Origin of the sequence: Thioalkalivibrio versutus (assembly GCF_001999325.1) — a bacterium.
Taxonomy (GTDB): domain Bacteria; phylum Pseudomonadota; class Gammaproteobacteria; order Ectothiorhodospirales; family Ectothiorhodospiraceae; genus Thioalkalivibrio; species Thioalkalivibrio versutus.
Genome location: NZ_MVAR01000024.1, coordinates 26,911 through 44,905, shown reverse-complemented (window position 1 = coordinate 44,905; position 17,995 = coordinate 26,911). Strand labels below are relative to the sequence as shown.

The 17,995-nt window shown below is 62.3% G+C and carries 18 protein-coding genes; 10 read left to right on the top strand and 8 right to left on the bottom strand.

The window, feature by feature from the left end:
- Window positions 1-7: 7 nt before the first annotated feature.
- The 5 genes from B0684_RS09505 (at window position 8) to B0684_RS09480 (ending at window position 6,874) form a co-directional block, all read left to right on the top strand.
- Window positions 8-3,217 carry a PAS domain S-box protein gene (locus B0684_RS09505; protein ID WP_018650427.1) on the top strand — a complete coding sequence of 1,070 codons (3,210 nt, stop codon included), beginning with the start codon at window positions 8-10 and terminating at the stop codon, window positions 3,215-3,217.
- 58 nt (window positions 3,218-3,275) lie between these two features.
- Complete coding sequence (locus tag B0684_RS09500) at window positions 3,276-3,659, top strand: response regulator (RefSeq protein ID WP_018650426.1); 384 nt, start codon at window positions 3,276-3,278, stop codon at window positions 3,657-3,659.
- Entirely contained in the window at window positions 3,656-5,347 is a 1,692-nt protein-coding gene (locus B0684_RS09495; RefSeq protein WP_077277019.1) for a diguanylate cyclase, read from the top strand. The genes B0684_RS09500 and B0684_RS09495 overlap by 4 nt, the downstream gene beginning before the upstream one ends.
- A gap of 967 nt (window positions 5,348-6,314) precedes the next feature.
- Entirely contained in the window at window positions 6,315-6,599 is a 285-nt protein-coding gene (locus B0684_RS09485; RefSeq protein WP_018650424.1) for an ElaB/YgaM/YqjD family protein, read from the top strand.
- A 41-nt stretch (window positions 6,600-6,640) separates the two neighbouring features.
- Window positions 6,641-6,874 carry a hypothetical protein gene (locus B0684_RS09480; RefSeq protein ID WP_018650423.1) on the top strand — a complete coding sequence of 78 codons (234 nt, stop codon included), beginning with the start codon at window positions 6,641-6,643 and terminating at the stop codon, window positions 6,872-6,874.
- 7 nt (window positions 6,875-6,881) lie between these two features.
- On the opposite strand, the gene B0684_RS09475 is transcribed toward B0684_RS09480, so the two are convergent.
- The 8 genes from B0684_RS09475 to B0684_RS09440 form a co-directional block, all read right to left on the bottom strand.
- Entirely contained in the window at window positions 6,882-7,331 is a 450-nt protein-coding gene (locus B0684_RS09475; RefSeq protein WP_018167967.1) for a hypothetical protein, read from the bottom strand.
- Window positions 7,328-8,509: an AI-2E family transporter gene (locus B0684_RS09470; protein ID WP_018176498.1), complete on the bottom strand. Its 1,182-nt coding sequence runs from the start codon at window positions 8,507-8,509 to the stop codon at window positions 7,328-7,330. The genes B0684_RS09475 and B0684_RS09470 overlap by 4 nt, the downstream gene beginning before the upstream one ends.
- A gap of 15 nt (window positions 8,510-8,524) precedes the next feature.
- Entirely contained in the window at window positions 8,525-8,758 is a 234-nt protein-coding gene (locus B0684_RS09465) for a DUF3185 family protein (protein ID WP_018167965.1), read from the bottom strand.
- 163 nt (window positions 8,759-8,921) lie between these two features.
- Window positions 8,922-9,329, bottom strand: coding sequence for a PRC-barrel domain-containing protein (locus B0684_RS09460; RefSeq protein ID WP_018167964.1), 408 nt, complete (start codon window positions 9,327-9,329; stop codon window positions 8,922-8,924).
- Window positions 9,326-9,505: a CsbD family protein gene (locus B0684_RS09455; protein ID WP_018146287.1), complete on the bottom strand. Its 180-nt coding sequence runs from the start codon at window positions 9,503-9,505 to the stop codon at window positions 9,326-9,328. The genes B0684_RS09460 and B0684_RS09455 overlap by 4 nt, the downstream gene beginning before the upstream one ends.
- 296 nt (window positions 9,506-9,801) lie before the next feature.
- Window positions 9,802-11,067 carry a phospholipase D-like domain-containing protein gene (locus B0684_RS09450; RefSeq protein WP_018650422.1) on the bottom strand — a complete coding sequence of 422 codons (1,266 nt, stop codon included), beginning with the start codon at window positions 11,065-11,067 and terminating at the stop codon, window positions 9,802-9,804.
- 323 nt (window positions 11,068-11,390) lie between these two features.
- Window positions 11,391-12,698: a GGDEF domain-containing protein gene (locus tag B0684_RS09445; protein ID WP_018650421.1), complete on the bottom strand. Its 1,308-nt coding sequence runs from the start codon at window positions 12,696-12,698 to the stop codon at window positions 11,391-11,393.
- Between the two features lie 356 nt (window positions 12,699-13,054).
- Complete coding sequence (locus B0684_RS09440; protein ID WP_018167961.1) at window positions 13,055-14,329, bottom strand: DUF2254 family protein; 1,275 nt, start codon at window positions 14,327-14,329, stop codon at window positions 13,055-13,057.
- 315 nt (window positions 14,330-14,644) lie between these two features.
- On the opposite strand from B0684_RS09440, the gene B0684_RS09435 reads away from it, so the two are divergent.
- Genes B0684_RS09435 through B0684_RS09415 form a run of 5 tightly spaced genes read left to right on the top strand, consistent with a single transcriptional unit; the run spans window position 14,645 to window position 17,958 of the window.
- Window positions 14,645-15,799 carry a baeRF3 domain-containing protein gene (locus B0684_RS09435; protein ID WP_018167960.1) on the top strand — a complete coding sequence of 385 codons (1,155 nt, stop codon included), beginning with the start codon at window positions 14,645-14,647 and terminating at the stop codon, window positions 15,797-15,799.
- Window positions 15,800-15,809: 10 nt separating this feature from the next.
- On the top strand, window positions 15,810-16,127 hold the full coding sequence (locus tag B0684_RS09430; protein ID WP_018167959.1) for an HPF/RaiA family ribosome-associated protein: 318 nt from the start codon (window positions 15,810-15,812) through the stop codon (window positions 16,125-16,127).
- A 54-nt stretch (window positions 16,128-16,181) separates the two neighbouring features.
- Window positions 16,182-16,898, top strand: a complete 717-nt coding sequence (gene gntA, locus B0684_RS09425) for a guanitoxin biosynthesis heme-dependent pre-guanitoxin N-hydroxylase GntA (RefSeq protein ID WP_231362621.1) — start codon at window positions 16,182-16,184, stop codon at window positions 16,896-16,898.
- Complete coding sequence (locus B0684_RS09420; RefSeq protein ID WP_018650420.1) at window positions 16,895-17,521, top strand: DUF1989 domain-containing protein; 627 nt, start codon at window positions 16,895-16,897, stop codon at window positions 17,519-17,521. The genes gntA and B0684_RS09420 overlap by 4 nt, the downstream gene beginning before the upstream one ends.
- Complete coding sequence (locus tag B0684_RS09415; RefSeq protein WP_018167956.1) at window positions 17,506-17,958, top strand: MgtC/SapB family protein; 453 nt, start codon at window positions 17,506-17,508, stop codon at window positions 17,956-17,958. The genes B0684_RS09420 and B0684_RS09415 overlap by 16 nt, the downstream gene beginning before the upstream one ends.
- Window positions 17,959-17,995 lie beyond the last annotated feature (37 nt).

Sequence of the window (17,995 nt, the reverse complement as noted above, 5' to 3'; positions counted from 1 at the left end):
AGAGCCGGTGGGCCGTGGGCTTGCGACGTTGGCGCTGGCCCTGCTGGCGGTGGCCGGCAATTACTTCCATCTGCCGCTGCTGTTCGGTCTGGACTTCATCTTCGGTTCGATCGCTGTGATGCTCGCGGTGCTGCTGCTGGGGACGCTGCCAGCGGTGATTGTCGCGATCGCCGGGGGGCTCTACACCCTGGTCCTGTGGGGCGTTCCGTATCCGATGGTGGTGTTTGTGATCGAGGCGTTGGTGGTGGGCCTCGTTTACCGGCGCTGGCTGCACAATGTGGTTGTGGCGGACCTGCTGTACTGGCTGGTGATCGGCGTTCCACTGGTATTGCTGTCCTATCGCGGCCTGATCGGGATGGACTGGGAACCCACCACCATGATCGCCCTGAAGCAGGCGGTGAATGCGCTGTTCAACACACTGATCGCCAGCTTGCTGGTGATGCTGTGGCGGTTGTCGGGTCGCGGCGCGCAGGCCTCCCGGCTGGGCAGGCCGTCGCTCGCGAGTCTGTTGTTCCACGCGATGCTGCCGGTCACCCTGCTGGCGGGCCTGGTCCCTATCCTGCACGAGGGCTATCAGCAGCGCGACGGGCACGAGGCCTTCATGGTCGAGCGCCTGCAGGAACGCGCCGAGAATCTGTCCGAGCGGCTCGCAACCGATTACCGCGAGGGACGGGTCCGCTATGACTACCATCTGGGGCGGGTGCAGACGCGCGAGGACCTGGGGCTTGCGATTGTGTCCCCGGAAGGTCGGGTGCTGGCCAGTCGGGGCGACGTCCGCAGCGTGCTGGAGGCGTCGGACGGCCAGGTGGAGCCCCGGGATCGGGAGCTTTCGATCTGGTTGCCGGGCGGTTCGATGTCGGCCGTGGGTCGCTGGGGACAGGGTTCCTACTTCGTTGACGCGCCGGTGGGCCCAGTGCCGGATGTCGGGCAGGTGTATGCGGAGATGCCGGCGGCGCCGGTGGTCCGGGCGCTGGAGCAGCAGCGCGTCGAGCTGTTTGCTCTGCTGACGATAATCGTGGCCCTGGCCATCCTGGTCTCGGCCGCCTTGAGTTATGCCATCAGCCGTCCATTGCGCAAGCTGGATGCGGTCAGTGCAGGACTGAGTTCGGACATTGCCGCGGGGCGTTCGCCGGTACTGCCGGAAAGCCGGATTCTCGAATACGACGGCCTGGCCGGGACCCTGCGGGAGATGTCGCGGCAGCTGGTGGCCAGTTTCCGCCAGCAGGCACAGGCACGTAGTGAACTCGAGTCCGAGGTGCGCGCGCGCACCTCGGAGCTTGCGCAGACAGCCGATCAGTTGCAGGCGGTTCTGGCGGCCGCGTCGGAATTCGCCATTGTGGTGACCGACCGCGATGGTCTGATCACCCTGTTCAACCCGGGTGCAGAGAAGATGACGGGATATGCCGCCGACGACCTGGTCGGCAAGCAATCACCCGCCCTGTTCCATCTCTCCGAGGAGATTGCAACACGCTCGGCCGAACTGAGCGCCGCCTATGGACGGCCTGTCGAGGGCTTCCGGGCCTTTACCGAGGTAGCGGATCGCGACGGTGCGGAAACGAGGGAATGGACTTTTGTGTGCAAGGACGGTGTGCGCATCCCCGTCTCCCTGACGGTGACACCCAAGACCGACCAAAAGGGAAATATCACCGGCTACCTGGGTATCGCCGAGGATATCACCGAGCGCAAGGCCGCTGAACAAGCCCTGCGCGAGAGCGAACAGCGCTTCCGGGATACCGCCCAGCAGCTGACACTGGCTGCCGAGGCGGCACAACTGGGCGTATGGGATCTGGATCTGGCCAATGGTCGGCTTGACTGGGATGCAGGGATGTTCCGGATCTACGGTTTGGGAGAACAGGATTTCGGACATGCGGTGGAAGAATGGACCTGCAACCTGTTGCCGGAATCCCAGGAGCAGGCTACGGCGGACTTCGAGCATGGACTGGCCCACCCTGAAACCCCCTATGAGTCCGAATTCCGCATTCGTCGGGGTGATGGCCAGATTCGTCATATTCGCGCCATAGCCCAGGCCATATCCGGCCCGGGAGGGCGCGCAGAACGGGTGATCGGCATCAATGAAGACATCACCGAGCGCAAGGCGGCCGAAACGGCGGTAGTGGAACACGCCCAGCACACACAGGCCATTCTCGACAACATGGTGGACGGCATCATCACCATTGATGTGAACGGGATCATGCAGTCATTCAACCCCGCCGCGAAGCGCATCTTCGGTTATGGGGCCGACGAAGTACTGGGCCGCAACGTCCGCATGCTCATGCCCAGTCCTCACCGCGAGGCTCATGACAGTTACCTGCGCAACTACCAGAGAACCGGAGTGGCACGCATCATCGGCATTGGTCGCGAGGTGGAGGGCCAGCGCAAGGATGGCAGTCTGTTCCCCATGGAACTGGCGGTGTCGGAGATTACCCAGCATGGTCACCCCCTTTACGTGGGGATGGTGCGCGACATCACCGAGCGCAAGCGGGTGGAACGCATGAAGAACGAATTTGTCTCCACCGTCAGCCACGAACTCCGGACGCCCCTCACGTCGATCTCGGGGTCCCTTGGCATGGTTGCCAGTGGGACCCTCGGCGAATTGCCAGAAAAGGCGGGGGAAATGGTTGCGATTGCCCAGCGCAACAGCCAGCGTCTGACCCTGTTGATCAACGACCTGCTGGATATGGAGAAGATCGCGGCGGGCAAGCTGCACTTCGAGATGCGGCCGCAACCGCTGAAGCCCCTGCTCGAGCAGGCACTGGAGAGCCATCAGAGCTATGGCGAGCAACACCGGGTGGAACTGGTGCTCGAAGCCACCGCGCCCGGAATCGTGGTGCGGGCCGACGGCCGGCGCCTGATGCAGGTGATGGGCAATCTGCTGTCGAACGCCGTGAAGTTCTCGGTCCCCGGCGGCTCGGTTCGGGTCTCAGCGCAGGCCCTGTCCGCGCCGGACGCCTGCGTCCGGGTGAGCGTCGCGGATGATGGTCCAGGGGTTCCCGAAGACTTTCGCGAGTACATCTTCGAGAAATTCGCACAGGCCGATGCCTCTGACACGCGGCAGAAGGGTGGCACGGGTCTGGGCCTGGCGATCACCCGGGAACTGGTGGAACATATGGGTGGGCGCATAGGGTTCGACTCGGTAGAAGGCGCGGGGGCCACCTTCTGGTTCGAATTGCCCCTTGCCCTGGACTCGGGGTCCTTTGCATTAACCGCAGGACGGTAGCTGCGCGCGGGCCGAGACGCGCACAGCACTGGAGCCATCCAACCCGAAGGAGCCGAACGTGGCCGAGCTGCAACGCATTCTCTATGTCGAAGACGAACCGGATATTCAGGCGGTCGCCGAACTGGCCCTGGAGACGGTCGGCGGCTTTACCGTCAAGATCTGCGCCTCGGGCGAGGAGGCGGTGCGCGATGCGGAGGCCTTCGCGCCCGACCTGATCCTGCTGGATGTGATGATGCCGGGTATGGACGGACCGTCGACCCTAGAGGCGCTGCGCGGGATTCCGGCGCTGGCCGAAGTGCCGGTGGCCTTCATGACGGCCAAGGTTCAGCCCTCCGAGATCGAGCACTACAAGTCGCTGGGGGCCCGTGACGTGATTGCCAAGCCTTTCGATCCCATGGCGCTCTCGGATCAGGTACGGCGTATCTGGCAGGGGGCCGCATGACGCCGACCGATGCCGAGCAGGCCCTGACCACACGGCTGGAAGAACTGCGATCCCGGTATCTGGAGCGGCTCCCGGACGAGTTCGCCGAATTGAGCGCGCTCCAGGGCAGACTGTCCGGCCAGGAACAGGATCGCGACGTGCTCGATGAGCTGCAGCAGCGTCTGCACAAGCTGGCCGGATCCGGCGGCAGTTTTGGGTGCGCGTCGCTGAGTATCGCGGCGCGCTCTCTGGAGCAGCGGATCGGAGCCTGGCTGGAGGCGAAGGAGTTGTCGCTGGATGCGCCGACGCGCCGGTCTCTGATGGACGAGATCGAGGCTCTCTCTCGTACTGTGCCCGAACGCCCGGAGCGCCCGGAGCGCCCGGCTTTCCGGGTGGCTCCGGAAGCCCGGACAACCTCGGACAATACGCTCGAAGTCTGGTTGGTAGAGGACAACGCGGAGCTGTGCCGGCAACTGCAGCAACAGCTCGAGTCCTTCAACTACGAGGTTCGCGTGTTCCGGAGCATCGATGAGCTCAAGGGGGCGATGGAATCCCGGCAGCCGGATTTGTTGCTCGTTGACGTAATGCTGGAACAGGGGCGCGAAAACGCGACCGAGCGACTGGTGGACTGTCCGCAGGTCCAGGCGCTGGATTGCCCGCTGATCTTCCTCTCCGCGAATGATGACTTCCCGTCGCGTGTGCGCGCGGTACAACTGGGCGCGCAGGGGTATTTCCTGAAACCGTTGGATGTACCCCGCCTGGTAAGCCGCATCTCGCAAATCTTCCAGGAGCGCCACGCGCCGGCGCAGCGAGTGCTGATCGTGGACGATGATGCCGATCTTGCCGAGCATATGCGGCTGGTACTGACCGCGGCCGGGATGGAGGCCTGGGTGCTGGACGCGCCGCGCGAGATCATGGAGACGATCGCCGCGTTCCGGCCGGAACTGGTGCTGATGGATCTGTACATGCCCGAATACGCGGGCACCGACTTGGCGGGGGTGATCCGCCAGCACGAGGCCTACACCCATCTGCCGATTGTCTATTTGTCCGCGGAAACCGATATCGAGCGCCAGATCGACGCCATGGGCCGGGGCGCGGACGACTTTCTGACCAAGCCGATCTCCGACCTGCAGCTGGTGGCGGCCGCGCGTGCGCGGGTCGCGCGGGCTCGCCAGCTGGAGGAGCGGATCAACAAGGACAGCCTGACCGGGTTGCTCAAGCACGCCAGTATCAAGGAGGCCGCCAACCGGGAGGTGCTGCGCGCCCGCCGGATCGGTCGGCCGGTCACGCTGGCGATGCTCGATATTGACCACTTCAAGGTGGTTAATGACACATACGGGCACGCCGTAGGGGACGTGGTGATCAGCTCGATCGCAACCTTGCTGCGTCAGCGCCTGCGTCAGTCCGATATCATCGGCCGCTACGGCGGGGGAGAGTTCGTCGCGGTGCTGCCGGAATGCGAAGCGGAGCATGCCCGGCGGGTGCTGGAGGATATCCGCCGGAACTTTGCGTCACTGGATTTCGGCCGCAAGGGCGAGCGCTTCGGTTGCACCATCTCCATCGGCATGGTGTGTTCGGCCGACTACCCAGACCAGGACGGCCCCGAACTGCTGGTCGCCGCCGACGAGGCGCTCTACAAGGCCAAGCGCGGTGGTCGTAATCAGGTCCAGCAGGGGGTCCCGGCTCACACGCGCGAGGTCACGGACTAAACAGGGTGCGATGTGGCGACTTGCACGACGTGCTGCATTTGAACCCTACCCCGTTAGCAATCGGTGAGCCGCAGCCCCGATCACCCGGATCACGTTCGCGGCTGGGACCCGCCCAACGCCGAACAGCCGTTGATTGGTGCCGCGGGCGGCGTCTTCCGGGGGGCACACTCGCTCATTCGGGTTCGGAATAGGCGGTATCTCGCCTGTGGCGCAGCAGGTCCAGCATCGCGTCGATGAAGTCGTCGTCGAAGGCGAAGGGATCCAACCGGGCGCTAGCCGAAGCGTTGCAGCAGCCAGCGAACGTCCATGGCTGTAGCGACTATTTCATCGACCACTCGCCGGATCCCAGGCCCACCAGTGACTGCTCAGGCAGCACCCGGCCCCCCTAGTGGCGGTCAATACACGTCCAAATGGTGGAGCTGGGCGTCGCGTCTTCCTCGTAGGCGTGTCCTCAAAGTCTATATTCCGATGCCCACATGGCTAGGGAAACACTGATTAAGGTACACGCTTGCGTTGGTACCCCAGGTTTTCCGAGACCAGGCGCGTCGTGCAGCGGTTAGTGGTTCTACCCGCCCGTTTTGGATTTCTTCGGGGCGCAACGCAGGATCCGGCCATTCTCATTGAAACGGGGGGCACCAACCCGACAAGTGATTGAAAGAGTGGGCTCGGCCGCCCCTTGTTTATCAGAAGCGGGCGCGCGCAGGGCGCTGCGCCGCCCTTGTGCAGAATGACTGCACGGCGGTCACCGCGCCTTGTTCGCACGCCAAAGCGACTCGAGCGCGAACGTGCGATTCAATTAGCGTCTCCCTAGGCGGCTGAGTGTGCCGGTCCGTGAGGGTGGTAGCTTTTGTGCCTTTGTTCGCTACCGCGCAGACGGGTGGAGCTATTTCCGAGAAACTTTCCGTTGCTTGTCGGTGGATGCTGATCGGCATCCACCTTTATCCCACCACAGCAACGGGAAATAGCCATGAATACACCAGGCAGTAGCGAACACGCCACCACCGATCGCATCTCGGAGCGCGCTCACGAGACTGTAGACCAGGCCGCCAGGGGCGCCGGCAAGGCCGAAGAACGGATCCGCCATGGGGCGGCGAGCGCGGAGGAGAAAGCCAAGGAGGCCGGGGCGAAGGTCAAGGAGCAATCCGAAGAGGCCCTGCAATCGGTTAGTGGCTTCGTGCGGGAAAATCCTTTGCTTTCCCTGGGTCTCGCATTCGCGGCGGGGACCTTGGTGGCTGCTTTACGGCGCCGTTGATCGTGTTCCGTGGCCACCAGTTAAGGCAGGAGGCCGCGCACTTGCGCGGCCGAATTGATCACGGTGCCGGCCTTGTTCGCTGGCGGATCGACCGCTTGCTGCACCGGGCACGGGCCCTGGCCCGCCGGCCTGCTGTGCTGGCTATTGCCTTTGGGTGTGGCCTGTTGGCCGGTCGCCTGGATATGCCCGGCATCAAATATGCCTATGGAATCCTGGCAGGCCAGATGAAAGCCTGGCGGATTGCCTCCAGTCTGATCGGCTCGCCGCTTCGCTGACCGCGACCTATTTCTCGGGGCGCTGCGGTTCTGCTTCCGGGGGTTGCTGCTCTGCAGCGTCAACGAGCGATCTCGCCTGGACGAGCAAGCTGTTAACGCTCGCCCGGCTTTCACGGAACGTGAGGTCGCGGGTGATGTGCCGGAGTCGCCAGAAGGCCAGCGCCGCCAGCACCAGATGTGCCAGCGTTACCGTCAGCAGCGCGCCCGTCAGGCTGAAGGCCTGCAGGCTGGCCAGGGCGACCACCAGACTCGCCCCGGCAAACAGCCAGCCGCCCACCAACAGAAGCGCAATCATCACGGTGAGCCCGATCATCATCAGCACCGTGTGTCCGAACAGCCGCGCCTCTACCGCAAGAAGGCGAGCGATGTCCGCCGCCAGGGTCTTCAGGATTTGCGTGATGTCCTGGCTGCGGTCGTGACCGCCATCCTCGTCCTGACTGGGATCTGTTTCCTTCATGGTCGTGCGTCCTCCCGGCTACTCAGCGCGTGTTTCAGGCTGGACTTGATTTCACCCCAGATGGCCACAAAGAACGCCGTCAAAGGAATCGCGAGTACCATCCCGATAATCCCGTTCAGGGCGGTGCCCCAGAAGAACAGGGAAATGATGACAAGTGCGGGGTGCAGGCCAGAGCGGTTGGACATGATCTTCGGCGTCAGCAACCAGCTTTCGATCAGTTGTATCACTGCGAACGCGAGTACGGTCAGCATCAATAGCTCAATGCCGCCATCCGGCTGAAGGTAGGCCAGGGGCAGAATCACCAACAGTCCGATCAGGGTTCCCAGGAAGGGGACGATATTCAGCAGTCCCAGCACGAGCCCGGCAAGCACGCCGTATTGCAGGCCGATCAGCGTGAAGCTGAGCGCATACAGGGCCCCCATGATCATGGCGATCATCAGTTGGCCCTGGAAGAAGGCGGTGATGTATCCCACGAAAACATCCATGAAATAGAGTATTTTCTGCTGAGTGCGCCCTTGGAATATGGATAACAGTTCCGATGCCTTTCCCCGCAGCGAGTCACCCGAGAGCAGCGCGAAGAAGAGAAACAGCGGAACGAAGCTGATACCCGCCAATATCCCCAAATAGGACATAACGGTCTCTCCGGTGACTTCCAGAGAAGACTCGGACTCCCCCCCATTGCCGGCTTCCAGGCGTTCCGAAATCATGGCGCTAATTTCCGGAAAGTAAAACGAAAAATGATCCTCCCAGCGCGCCAGGGTCTCGGGCAAGGCGGTTACCAGCTGAACGATCTGGGCGGTCAGGGTGGGGACAAGAAAGAACAACAGGGCGCCGACCCCAAGAAAGAAGATCGCCATCAGCAGCATGATGGCCAGCCATCTGGGCAAGCGAAGCCGGGTCTCGAGAAAATTCACTACTGGATGAAGCACCAGCGCCAGGATGCCTGCGATCGAGAGCGACAGGAGGAGGTTGTAGAACGTGCTCAGTATCCAGCCTAGAGACCACGCAACAATCGCGATCAGCGCGGTCAACGCCACCAGGGACAGCAAGACCGCCGTATAGCGGAACAAGCGAAGCTCGGCGGCGTTGAACAGTCGTTTATGCGGGCGTAACCCGGCGCGGTCCTGAGCAGCCCTCCCGCCCCCTTCATCGAGGGATTCCTCCGTGTCGTGGGGCATTGTGGGGGGCCTGGCTCAGGTCCTTGACGATTTGCCGAAGAAGAACAACCCGACACCGGCCGCTGCGGAAGCCGCGCCCAAGACCAGAAACCAAATCGTGGAGTCCGTGAAACGGCCGGTAACGGCCTCGGTCACCTGGTCGCCGAGACTTTGGGAGGAGCGATACGCAAAGAACAGCAGGATCAGGCCCACAACAAGCAGAACAACTGCGAGGATCTTGTTCAGTGCCAGAGTTTCATTAGTCGCCATGGTTAATCGTCCTAATGGATGAGGGGTCGTTAATCCGTTATTCAATGATGGCGTTCGGGAAAAGTCGCGGTGCTGGAAACCGCGACCGTTAAGAGTGTCCACCATGCATGGGGCCGCCTACACGGTTAAGCCGGCCACAAGGTTCCACCGGTACCTCGCGCGATCACCCTGCAGCGTGATCCCTGGCGTAGTAGGAATCCACAGTTGAATGCCAGGTGGCGTCGGCCATGTTGGGCCATTCATCCTTGGGAAACCCTGGTGCGTTCTTCAACCACTCGGGATCGGCGTCAAGCAAAAATCGCTTGTGCTCCTTGTCGTGCTTCAAGGCCTTCCACGGGATCGCGAATAAACGGTCACCCATGCCTAGAAAACCGCCTGAGGCCAGGACCGCGTACCGTATTTCGCCCTCGCTGATGTCAAGCATCACGTCCAGGATCTTGCCGAGCTTCTCTTCCCGAAGGTTGCAGACCTCGTCACCGGTAATGGTGCTGGCGCTCACTAGCGTGGGTCCGACATGTGTGTCGTTGGAGGCTTCTTGGCCACTTTCCGCGCCGGGTGCAGAGCCGATCATTCGGTTTTCTTCTTGGCGTCGCTCTTTAGGTCCCCGTACTTGGCTTGAGCCTTGCCGGCATGCTTTTCGGCCTTACCCTTGACCTCGGTGCTCTTGTCGCCGGTAGCCTTGCCAGCAACTTCTTTTAGCTTCCCTTTGGCTTCTTTCCCATGACCTTTGGTTTGATCCTTGTTCATCAGATAATCTCCAGGCAGTGGTAGCGCTCGTTGTCGGCCTCTTCCACGCGGTCAGTAGAGGCAGCTTGAAGCTTCCAAACTAGGGCAAGCCCGGGGGTGGGTCTGTGCGCTGCCCAACATATACAGAAGCCCTGGAAGGCCTCGGGATCAAGAGCCCGCGTGCAGGGATGCTGGAGGCGCAGTGGGATCATGAGCGGTGGGAGGGGCGTGGCGCGCAGGGGGCCTGCGAGGGCTTCCGCACGAGCGAGGCGGGTTCCGATGGCGATGCCTGCACGCCGCGTGGAGGCATCGCCGGATCAGAGCTGGGACTTGATCGGTAGCAGGAGCTTCTCGGAGAGCTTTTCCCGCAGCGGGCGGTTATTCCAGCGCCCAAGGGAATACGGCTCTGCGGCCAGCAGGTCTGTCTCGAAGACGTCCGTCATCTGCCTGGCGAATGCGCCGTTGTAGATGTTCAGACTTGCTTCGTCATTGAGCCGAAGCGATCGCATGTCGAAATTGGTCGATCCGACCGAGACAAACTCGGTATCGATGACCAGGAGCTTGGTATGCAGCATGGTGGGCTGATAGACGTGGATCTCGACCCCCGCGCGCAGCAGCTCGCCCCATTCGGCCTTGGAGGCGATTTTGACGGTAAGCGCGTCGATGTGTGGTCCGGGTAACAGGATACGGACGCGGACGTCGCGACCGCGCGCAGCCACCAAGGCGTCGAGCAACAGCTTGTCGGGCACAAAATACGACGCGGCCAGGTCGATTGTCGCCTCGGCCGCTGCGATGGCAAGCAGGTACATTAGATGCATGCTCTCGCTGCCGCCGGAGGGCGAAGCGATAAACACGTGCGCGTCGATCTCGCCCTCCTCCTGCAGGGCCGGAAAGTAGCTCGGGCCGTTTCGCACCTCGCCGGTGCTTTTGATCCAGTTATCGTTGAAGGCTGCCTGCAACTGCGCCACTACGGGCCCTTCGACCCGAAAGTGCGTATCACGCCATTGCTCGGGGTCCCCTCCGTCGCCGGTCCATTGGTCCGCGATGCCCACCCCTCCGGTAAAGCCAATGCGACCGTCGACCACCAGAAGCTTGCGATGGGTGCGGTTGTTCATGCGTCCGAGGTTGTACCAGCGCAAAGGCCGATAGCGATGCAGCTGCACCCCGGCGGCCTGCATGGAATCCAGCAGCGACTGATCCATCTTGGCGCTACCGACCCAGTCGATGATGACGCTCACCTGCACGCCCGCGCGCGCACGCTCGGAAAGGGCTTGCGAGAACTCTGCTCCAATCTCGCCTGACCAGTAGATGAATGTCTCGAAGGTGATGGAGGTTTGTGCCGAGCGAATCGCCAGCAACATTGCCGGGAAAATCTCGTTGCCGTTTTGCAACGCGGTCACTTGATTGCCGCGCACGATGGCGGGGCCCAGCATCACGGACATCTCGCGCCGAAACTGCGGGTCGGAGACCGCGTAGCGATGTTCGATCTTGCGATCGACCACCTCCCCGGATGTGGAGAAGTTTTGCAACAGGACCAGCGTCAGGGTGGTGGCGAGCGCGGTGATGCCAATAACCCAGAACATCGATCGTCGGCTCCCAGCCAGTGACATCGCGGAGGTACTCCAATCGGGTGTAGCGGCCAGGCATTGCGAAGTGGCTCCCTGGCTGGCGCCAAAAACGCCAGGGGGGCACTTTCATGGTCGGTCCACGACGCGCGGGGTGACCGAGCGCAAGTGGTCAGCTCACCAACCATGCCAACGGCGCAAGTGGGATGATGCGACGCTTGTAGACGCGCGTCCGTGCGAAACCGCACGTAGCGTGCCGGGGAGGGGATGGTTCATCCCGAAGGTGCGGATGCCATCCGCCCGGTCGCTGGAAGCGAGTGACGTTCGTGAGCAGTGTTTACCTAGGCAGACATCCAGCGCGAACCGCTCTTTTTGGCTTGATACATGGCCTTGTCGGCCGCTTCCAGCAGAGAGACCGGAGAGGTCGCGTCCTTGGGGTAGAACGAGATGCCAATGCTCGCGGAGATGTGGACAGAGGTTTGCCCGATGTCGATGGCCCTGGCGAGTTCCCGAGTAATGGTTCTGGCCACACGCTCGACATCCTTGAGCTGTTTGACGCCCGTCACCAGGACGGTAAATTCGTCGCCGCCCAGGCGGCTAACCGTATCCTCCTCCCGGATGCAATGCGTGAGTCGCTCGGCGACCTCCGAAAGTAAGCGGTCACCCGCTTCATGTCCAAACGAGTCGTTGATCTCCTTGAAGCCATCAAGGTCCATGAAGAGGACCGCAAGGGACTGGCCGCTGCGTTTCGCATGGTTGACGCCCTGTTCCAGGCGATCAAGAAAAAGACGTCGATTCGGAAGCCCAGTCAACAGGTCATGATTGGCGTTATGCCATATTTTTTCCTCGGCGACGGCTTGTTTTGTAATATCCCGAGAGGTGCAGACAATTGCTTCGGTGTTGCGATGCTCGTCGAGTACGGGCGCAAGCACATACTCGAATCGATCACCCTGACCAGAGGGAAACATGTGGACGAATTTTCCTCGTTGCGTGCACTGGTCGGCAACGACTTTGTCGATGCTGTGCTGGAAGGCCGGGGCGAACGGGAAGCCGAGGTCAAAGCCGGACTTTCCGATGATCGCCTCGGGCGCGAGAGCGAAAAGATCGGCGGTGGCCTTGTTTGCGTAAACAAATCGCCCCTCGGGGTCCAGCACATGAATCGGATCTGGCGACGCGACCAGAATGGCCCCGAACAGTCGGGTTTCCATCTCCTTGACGGTCGCATATTGTTCCAGCGATTCGGCGACGGCCTGGTCTATCGCTTCATGAAACCGGGTGAGATCCTCAAGCTGTTGGCCAGCGATCGTTGGGTAATCTTTCGTCCAGTGTGAGACCACGCTCGCGCGCAGGGCGCGAAATTCGGAAACGGTCTCAATGACGCTGAAGCCGCTGGTCTGTCGATCACCGCCGTGGATTTCTGCCCAGGACTCGTCCCCCGTCTTCGGTTCGCAGCCTTTCGATTTGTCGGCCTGTTGCAACTCGCTCTGGTGGGACTCGAGGTCGTCGGCAATGGTCAGCAGCATGTCCCTGGCGTGGTCACGCAGTCCGCTCGTCCCCATCTTGCTGGCATGAAGAAGGGTTCCGGCAAATTCTTCCCAGTCCTGAAGAATCGGCTCCATTTCTTTCCTGATAAATTCAGCGAGGCGCATAGGGGTATTCATGGATTGGGTTGGTAATAATAACAGAAGGGCTTGGCAGGGCCGTTCGTGTGGGTTGGGATATTGGTGTTTTTGGAGCCATGTCAGGAATACGAGATAACTTCCCAAGAAGTCTGAACTGGTTTGCACTTGTTATCATGCCGCCGCGGGTTCTGATGAGTTTTATTTTGCATGATGTCCCGCGCTCGCCTGTTAATCAGCGTATCCCTGACGCCGACGTCGTGGGCTTCGCCGCAGGGGGGGGTGCGCCAGCAGCGCTGCGGCCCGGTCATGGCGTTCTTCGGGGTCGCTTGCGGGGGTGTCGATTGCATGATGTGCTGTCCCACAAGACGTCGCTCCGAGCCCCGTCAGTGACCTTCGACAAAAGCCTCGGCCTCCCGCTCAAGTCGCTGACGGTCGCGAGCCAGCATTCCGTTGGCGTCTGCCAGAGCCAGCACCATCTCCACCTGGCGTCGGACCTCCGAGAGGACCGCGAACGCCTCGCGTTCCTCGGCGGCCTCGCGGACCCGATCGAGCATGTGCATCAGGTGCCGGGCCGTTTCCGGGTCGCGGGCGGCGGGCTCCCGCAGTCGTTCCGCGCATAACTGCACGAGGTCGGCAGGGTCCCAGCCGAACTCGTCGTAGATACAACGGCCGTCCTGGTCCTTGTCGTGCAGCCGCGGCAGCCCACGCTCGACGATCTCCACGAGGACGGCTTCCAGGTGGACCAGCACCTCGTGGGCGGTCGCGGTGTCCGCGTGTGCCTGCAACGCGAACGTCCCGACGTCGACCAGCTGGCTCACGGCGAACGCGAGGTCCAGGTCAGCGCTGCGGGTGCGGGCAAGGCTGATCGCTTCGGCCACGCTGTCGAGGTTGGCATCGGCGGGGGAGACGAGCGCGACCGTGCAGCGGGGGGTGACAAACTCGCCAACGCGGCAACGGAGATGTACGACCCCGCCGGCCGGCAGCGCCTTGCGCATCCGGTCGATGTCGATGGCGGTAACCCAGCCGGTGCCCGGGGCCAGGACCGTCTGCGCTGCGGACGTGGGTGGCGGCACCCCGGTGATCTCGAGCCGTGCCCCGGGGTGGCGATCGAGTACCTTGAGGGCGTTATCGGCGAGATGGCTGACCAGCTCCGACAACGACAGACTGCGCGTGGCGTGCTGGATCGCCAGCAGTACGCCCGCCATCGCGGCCAGTGCGATGATCACCGCCAGCACCGTACTCACAATGGGCGCGGCCGCCTGTTCGTCGGAGGGCATCCTTACCAGGATGACCAGCACGGCCACGACGCCTGCCGACATGAATGCGAGCAGATTCCGCTGGAAGCGGTCGTCCAGAAAGGTCAGCAGCGTCCGGGGCGAGAAGTGCGCGGCCATCAGGCCAACCACGACGGTGCGCATCCAGAGGCCGAACACCGCGACCGTAATCAGGCCCCCGGTCACTGACCCCAGCAGGACCCGTGCGCTACCCACAGTGCCGAGCTCGACGGGTGGAGGCCACAGCCATACGGTGTCCACGGCCAACGCCGCCAGGCCCACGCCCAGACCGGCCGCCATCGCCATGCCCATCGCCACCGTGATCTCGCCTAGGCGGAGGGTGGCCCAGCGGGGCCGTGGCCTGCCGCGGTTCGTCTCCCCCATGCTGTCACCTCCAAGTGGTGACCGATTGGCGTGTAGAGGCCCCTCGGCAATTCCTGACGAATCAGTTCGGGCGGATGTGCTCCGTAGAGTCACCGGGCGGGACCGTTGTGTCGGTGCGTTGCCACACCGAGTGGCGCACCACTCTGATCATCTGGACCCGCGAACAGAAGCCCGGGGCAGCCATGTCGGCATGAGCTGGAATCGGGGTGCGCTTGTGCCATCGGCCGTGCGGAGCTAAGCGCGACGCCGCACATAAATGGACGTGCCGGCGTGCTATACGGATGGTGTGCCTTGTTGGAGAGATCCGGAATGTCAGTGAACCGTGTCGACCAGGACGCCGCGGCGGGCCTCTGGGATGACTGTGACCCGCCGTGCCTTTCGCTTTATCAACCGACTCATCGGGACCACCCGGACAATGAGCAGGATCCAATACGCTTCAAGAATCTGGTGAAAGCGCTGGAGGACTCGCTGCGACAAAAGTTTGCGAGCGACGAGATCCAGCCCTTGCTCGAACCCTTGCTGGCCCTCGCGGACGATCGCGAGTTCTGGAACTGCACCTTCGACGGCCTGGCCGTGTTGCGCGACAGGAATCGGTTTCGGGTCTACAAGCTCCAGCGCCCGGTCCCCGAATTGGCGGTTGTGGCGGACAGCTTCCACACCAAGCCCTTGCTGCGCATCCTGCAATCGGCGGATCGCTATCAGGTGCTCGCCTTGAGCCGGCACGAGATGAAGGTGTTCGAGGGCAACCGTGATGCCCTGGACGAGATCACGCCTGCCGATGGCGTGCCGCAGACGATCACCGAGGCGCTCGGTGACGAACTCACCGATTCCCGCCAGACGGTGTCGGCCTATGGCGGCAGCGGCGGCGGCCAGGCCCCCATGCACCATGGCCATGGGGGCCGAAAAGCCGAACTGGACGATGACGCGGAGCGATTCTTCCGCGCAGTCGATCGCGCGGTCCTTGAACACCATTCCAAGCCCTCCGGCCTGCCGCTGCTACTCGCCGCCCTGCCGGAGCACCACCACATGTTTCACGCGCTCAGCCACAACCCTTTCCTGATTTCCGAGAGCCTGGACGTGCATCCGGATGCGCTTGCGTCGAGCGACGACTTTCGCGAGCGGGTCTGGCAAACCATCGAACCTCGCTACCTCGAGCGCCTGGCCGGGCTGGTGGATGCCTTCGGCAGTAACCAGCCGAAGGGCCTCGGCTCCGACGACCTGGCCGAGGTGGCCCGGGCCGCCGTGGGCGGGCGCGTGGCGACCCTGCTGATCGAAGCGCGCCGGGAAATCCCCGGTCGGGTCGATGCGACGACCGGCGAGCTTGAGTTCGACGATCTCTCCCACCCCGAAACGGACGACGTGCTCGATGACCTGGGCGCCCTGGTGCTCAAGATGGGCGGCGAGGTGGTCGTGGTGCCGAAGGAACGGATGCCGACCGGTACGGGAATCGCCGCAATCTACCGCTACTGAGGCAAGTGACATGCAGATTCAGATCAACACGGATGACAACATCGACCAGTCCGGTGCACAGCCGGAGCAGACCGAAGCCACCATCAGAAACGTCCTGGAGCGCTTTGCGGATCAGGTGACGCGCGTGGAGGTTCACCTCAGCGACGAGAACAGTGACAAGAAATCCGGCAACGCCGACATACGCTGTCTGCTGGAAGTCAGGGTCGAAGGTCTCCAGCCCGTAGCCGTGACCGATGAAGCCGCGACCGTGGGGCAGGCGGTCGACGGTGCCGCACGCAAGATGAGGCGTTCCCTGGACAGTACGCTTGGAAAGCGGAAGAACCACTGAGGTTACCGGCCAGCACCGATCGCCGTTGGCCATTGGTGACCTGTCGAAAAGCGGATGAAACACCCTGGAGATCCTGGTACTAACGAAGTGGGCCTCCAGCCCTTTCCGGACCTGGGCGGGCGCTTTCTGGCGTTGCTCGCCGAGGCTACATATCCCTGTGTGGGCGCCAAGTCCGCTTTGGCCCGTGGCTCGATCGAAACTCATGAGTTCGGCGCACTAGGGGACTCCGGCAATGATCGACCGATGCTGGATGATCTTTCTCGATTCGTTGCCCTGATCGAGGCCAGTGCTTGCAACGAGGACATCGTGCACTCTTATGTCGCCCTGTTCAGTGGCCCAGGCGATATGAGCGAGCTTCGTTTCGAGTCCTTGATGTGGGCGCAGTTGTGGCGAATCCACAAGCTGGACATTCTGGCGGGCAATCCTCCCGCCGACGATGTCAACAGCGATAGTGACAGCCCGCTGTTCAGCCTGAGCATAGCGGGGCATCCGTTCTTTGCCATTGGGCTTCACGCGAACGCTTCGCGCCTCGCCAGACGGTTTACCAACCCGGTATTGGTGTTCAATTCCCACCGCCAGTTCGAGAAGCTAAGAAAGGACGGACGTTTCGAGAAGATGCAAGTGGCCACTCGAGCACGCGATATCGCCTTGCAAGGATCCCAGAATCCCAATCTGGCGGATTTTGGAGAAGTGAGTGAGGCCAGGCAGTACAGTGGCCGTGAAGTCGAAGCCAACTGGACATGCCCATTCCATTTCAAGGAAAAGCCGTGAACACGGACGTACCGACGGTGAGAATATCTCCCTGCTCCGCGCAGGCGGTCGAGCTTGGCCCTGGAGACGAACTGGTGGTGATCGATCCCGAAGGCCAGCAGGTAAGCGATGTGGTCGCATTCGGGAATCCGGATCATGGGGAGTATCTGTCTTCAGGGCGCTCTCTTGACTATGCCTCACGACTTTGGCTGACGACGGGCGACGTACTCTACTCGAACCGTAGCCGGCCAATGTTCACCATCATGGAGGATACCTGCGGTCGACATGACTTCACTTTGACACCTTGTTCGAAAGACACCTTCAGGATCATATACGGGGAGCACGAGGGTCGTCCGGGCTGCGAGGGCAATCTGGCGGCGGCGCTGGCCCCTTACGACATCGGTGTCGATCGCATTCCCATCGCATTCAATGCGTTCATGCATGTGTCGATCGATGCCACAACGGGGGCGTTCGGCGTTCTTCCTCCGCTCAGCAAAGCCGGGGATTTCGTTCGCTTGCGAGCCGAGATGCCCCTCGTGGTGGCGATGTCCGCATGTTCCGCCGGGCAGTCGAATAATTTCTCCTTCAAGCCGATCGATTTTCAAGTTGTGCGCAGAAATCCGCCGTCATGCTCGAATGGCTGATACCGGAGTTCGATGGGTCCCTCATGCTCCGTCACCTGCGCGATCTTGTGTTGGCCTATCTGCTCGCGATCCCGAGTGCCTGGGACCGGGAAGTTCGCGATCGCGCCATTGGACTGCGGACGTTCCCGTTGGTCGCCGTTGCCGCCTGTGGCTACGCCCTGATCGGCTTCTCGGTGCTGGAGTCGCCCGACGCACAGGCCCGGATCATGCAGGGCCTGATCACCGGCATTGGATTCATCGGTGGCGGAGCGATTCTCAAAAGCGGTGGTAGCGTGGAAGGTACGGCCACGGCTGCCAGCCTTTGGGCAACGGGCGCGATCGGCCTGGCAGTCGCCGCGCACCGGTTCGAGATTGCGATCCTCATCAGCATCGCGACGTTTTTGACGCTGCGCTATCTCAAGCCGCTGATGCATGCTCCCGAGAAATCCGGGGAATAACCGGCTGGGTTCGGTACCGCACGGAACGGTTCCGGGT

Bases quoted from the DNA above. Each gene is read 5' to 3' on its own strand.
- B0684_RS09460 (WP_018167964.1), bottom strand. From the start codon at position 9,329: ATGATCGGCTCTGCACCCGGCGCGGAAAGTGGCCAAGAAGCCTCCAAC.
- B0684_RS09450 (WP_018650422.1), bottom strand. From the start codon at position 11,067: ATGTTCTGGGTTATTGGCATCACCGCGCTCGCCACCACCCTGACGCTG.
- gntA (WP_231362621.1), top strand. From the start codon at position 16,182: ATGAAACACCCTGGAGATCCTGGTACTAACGAAGTGGGCCTCCAGCCC.
- B0684_RS09475 (WP_018167967.1), bottom strand. From the start codon at position 7,331: ATGAAGGAAACAGATCCCAGTCAGGACGAGGATGGCGGTCACGACCGC.
- B0684_RS09415 (WP_018167956.1), top strand. From the start codon at position 17,506: ATGCTCGAATGGCTGATACCGGAGTTCGATGGGTCCCTCATGCTCCGT.
- B0684_RS09470 (WP_018176498.1), bottom strand. From the start codon at position 8,509: ATGCCCCACGACACGGAGGAATCCCTCGATGAAGGGGGCGGGAGGGCT.
- B0684_RS09485 (WP_018650424.1), top strand. From the start codon at position 6,315: ATGAATACACCAGGCAGTAGCGAACACGCCACCACCGATCGCATCTCG.
- B0684_RS09465 (WP_018167965.1), bottom strand. From the start codon at position 8,758: ATGGCGACTAATGAAACTCTGGCACTGAACAAGATCCTCGCAGTTGTT.
- B0684_RS09430 (WP_018167959.1), top strand. From the start codon at position 15,810: ATGCAGATTCAGATCAACACGGATGACAACATCGACCAGTCCGGTGCA.
- B0684_RS09495 (WP_077277019.1), top strand. From the start codon at position 3,656: ATGACGCCGACCGATGCCGAGCAGGCCCTGACCACACGGCTGGAAGAA.
- B0684_RS09445 (WP_018650421.1), bottom strand. From the start codon at position 12,698: ATGCGCCTCGCTGAATTTATCAGGAAAGAAATGGAGCCGATTCTTCAG.
- B0684_RS09440 (WP_018167961.1), bottom strand. From the start codon at position 14,329: ATGGGGGAGACGAACCGCGGCAGGCCACGGCCCCGCTGGGCCACCCTC.
- B0684_RS09455 (WP_018146287.1), bottom strand. From the start codon at position 9,505: ATGAACAAGGATCAAACCAAAGGTCATGGGAAAGAAGCCAAAGGGAAG.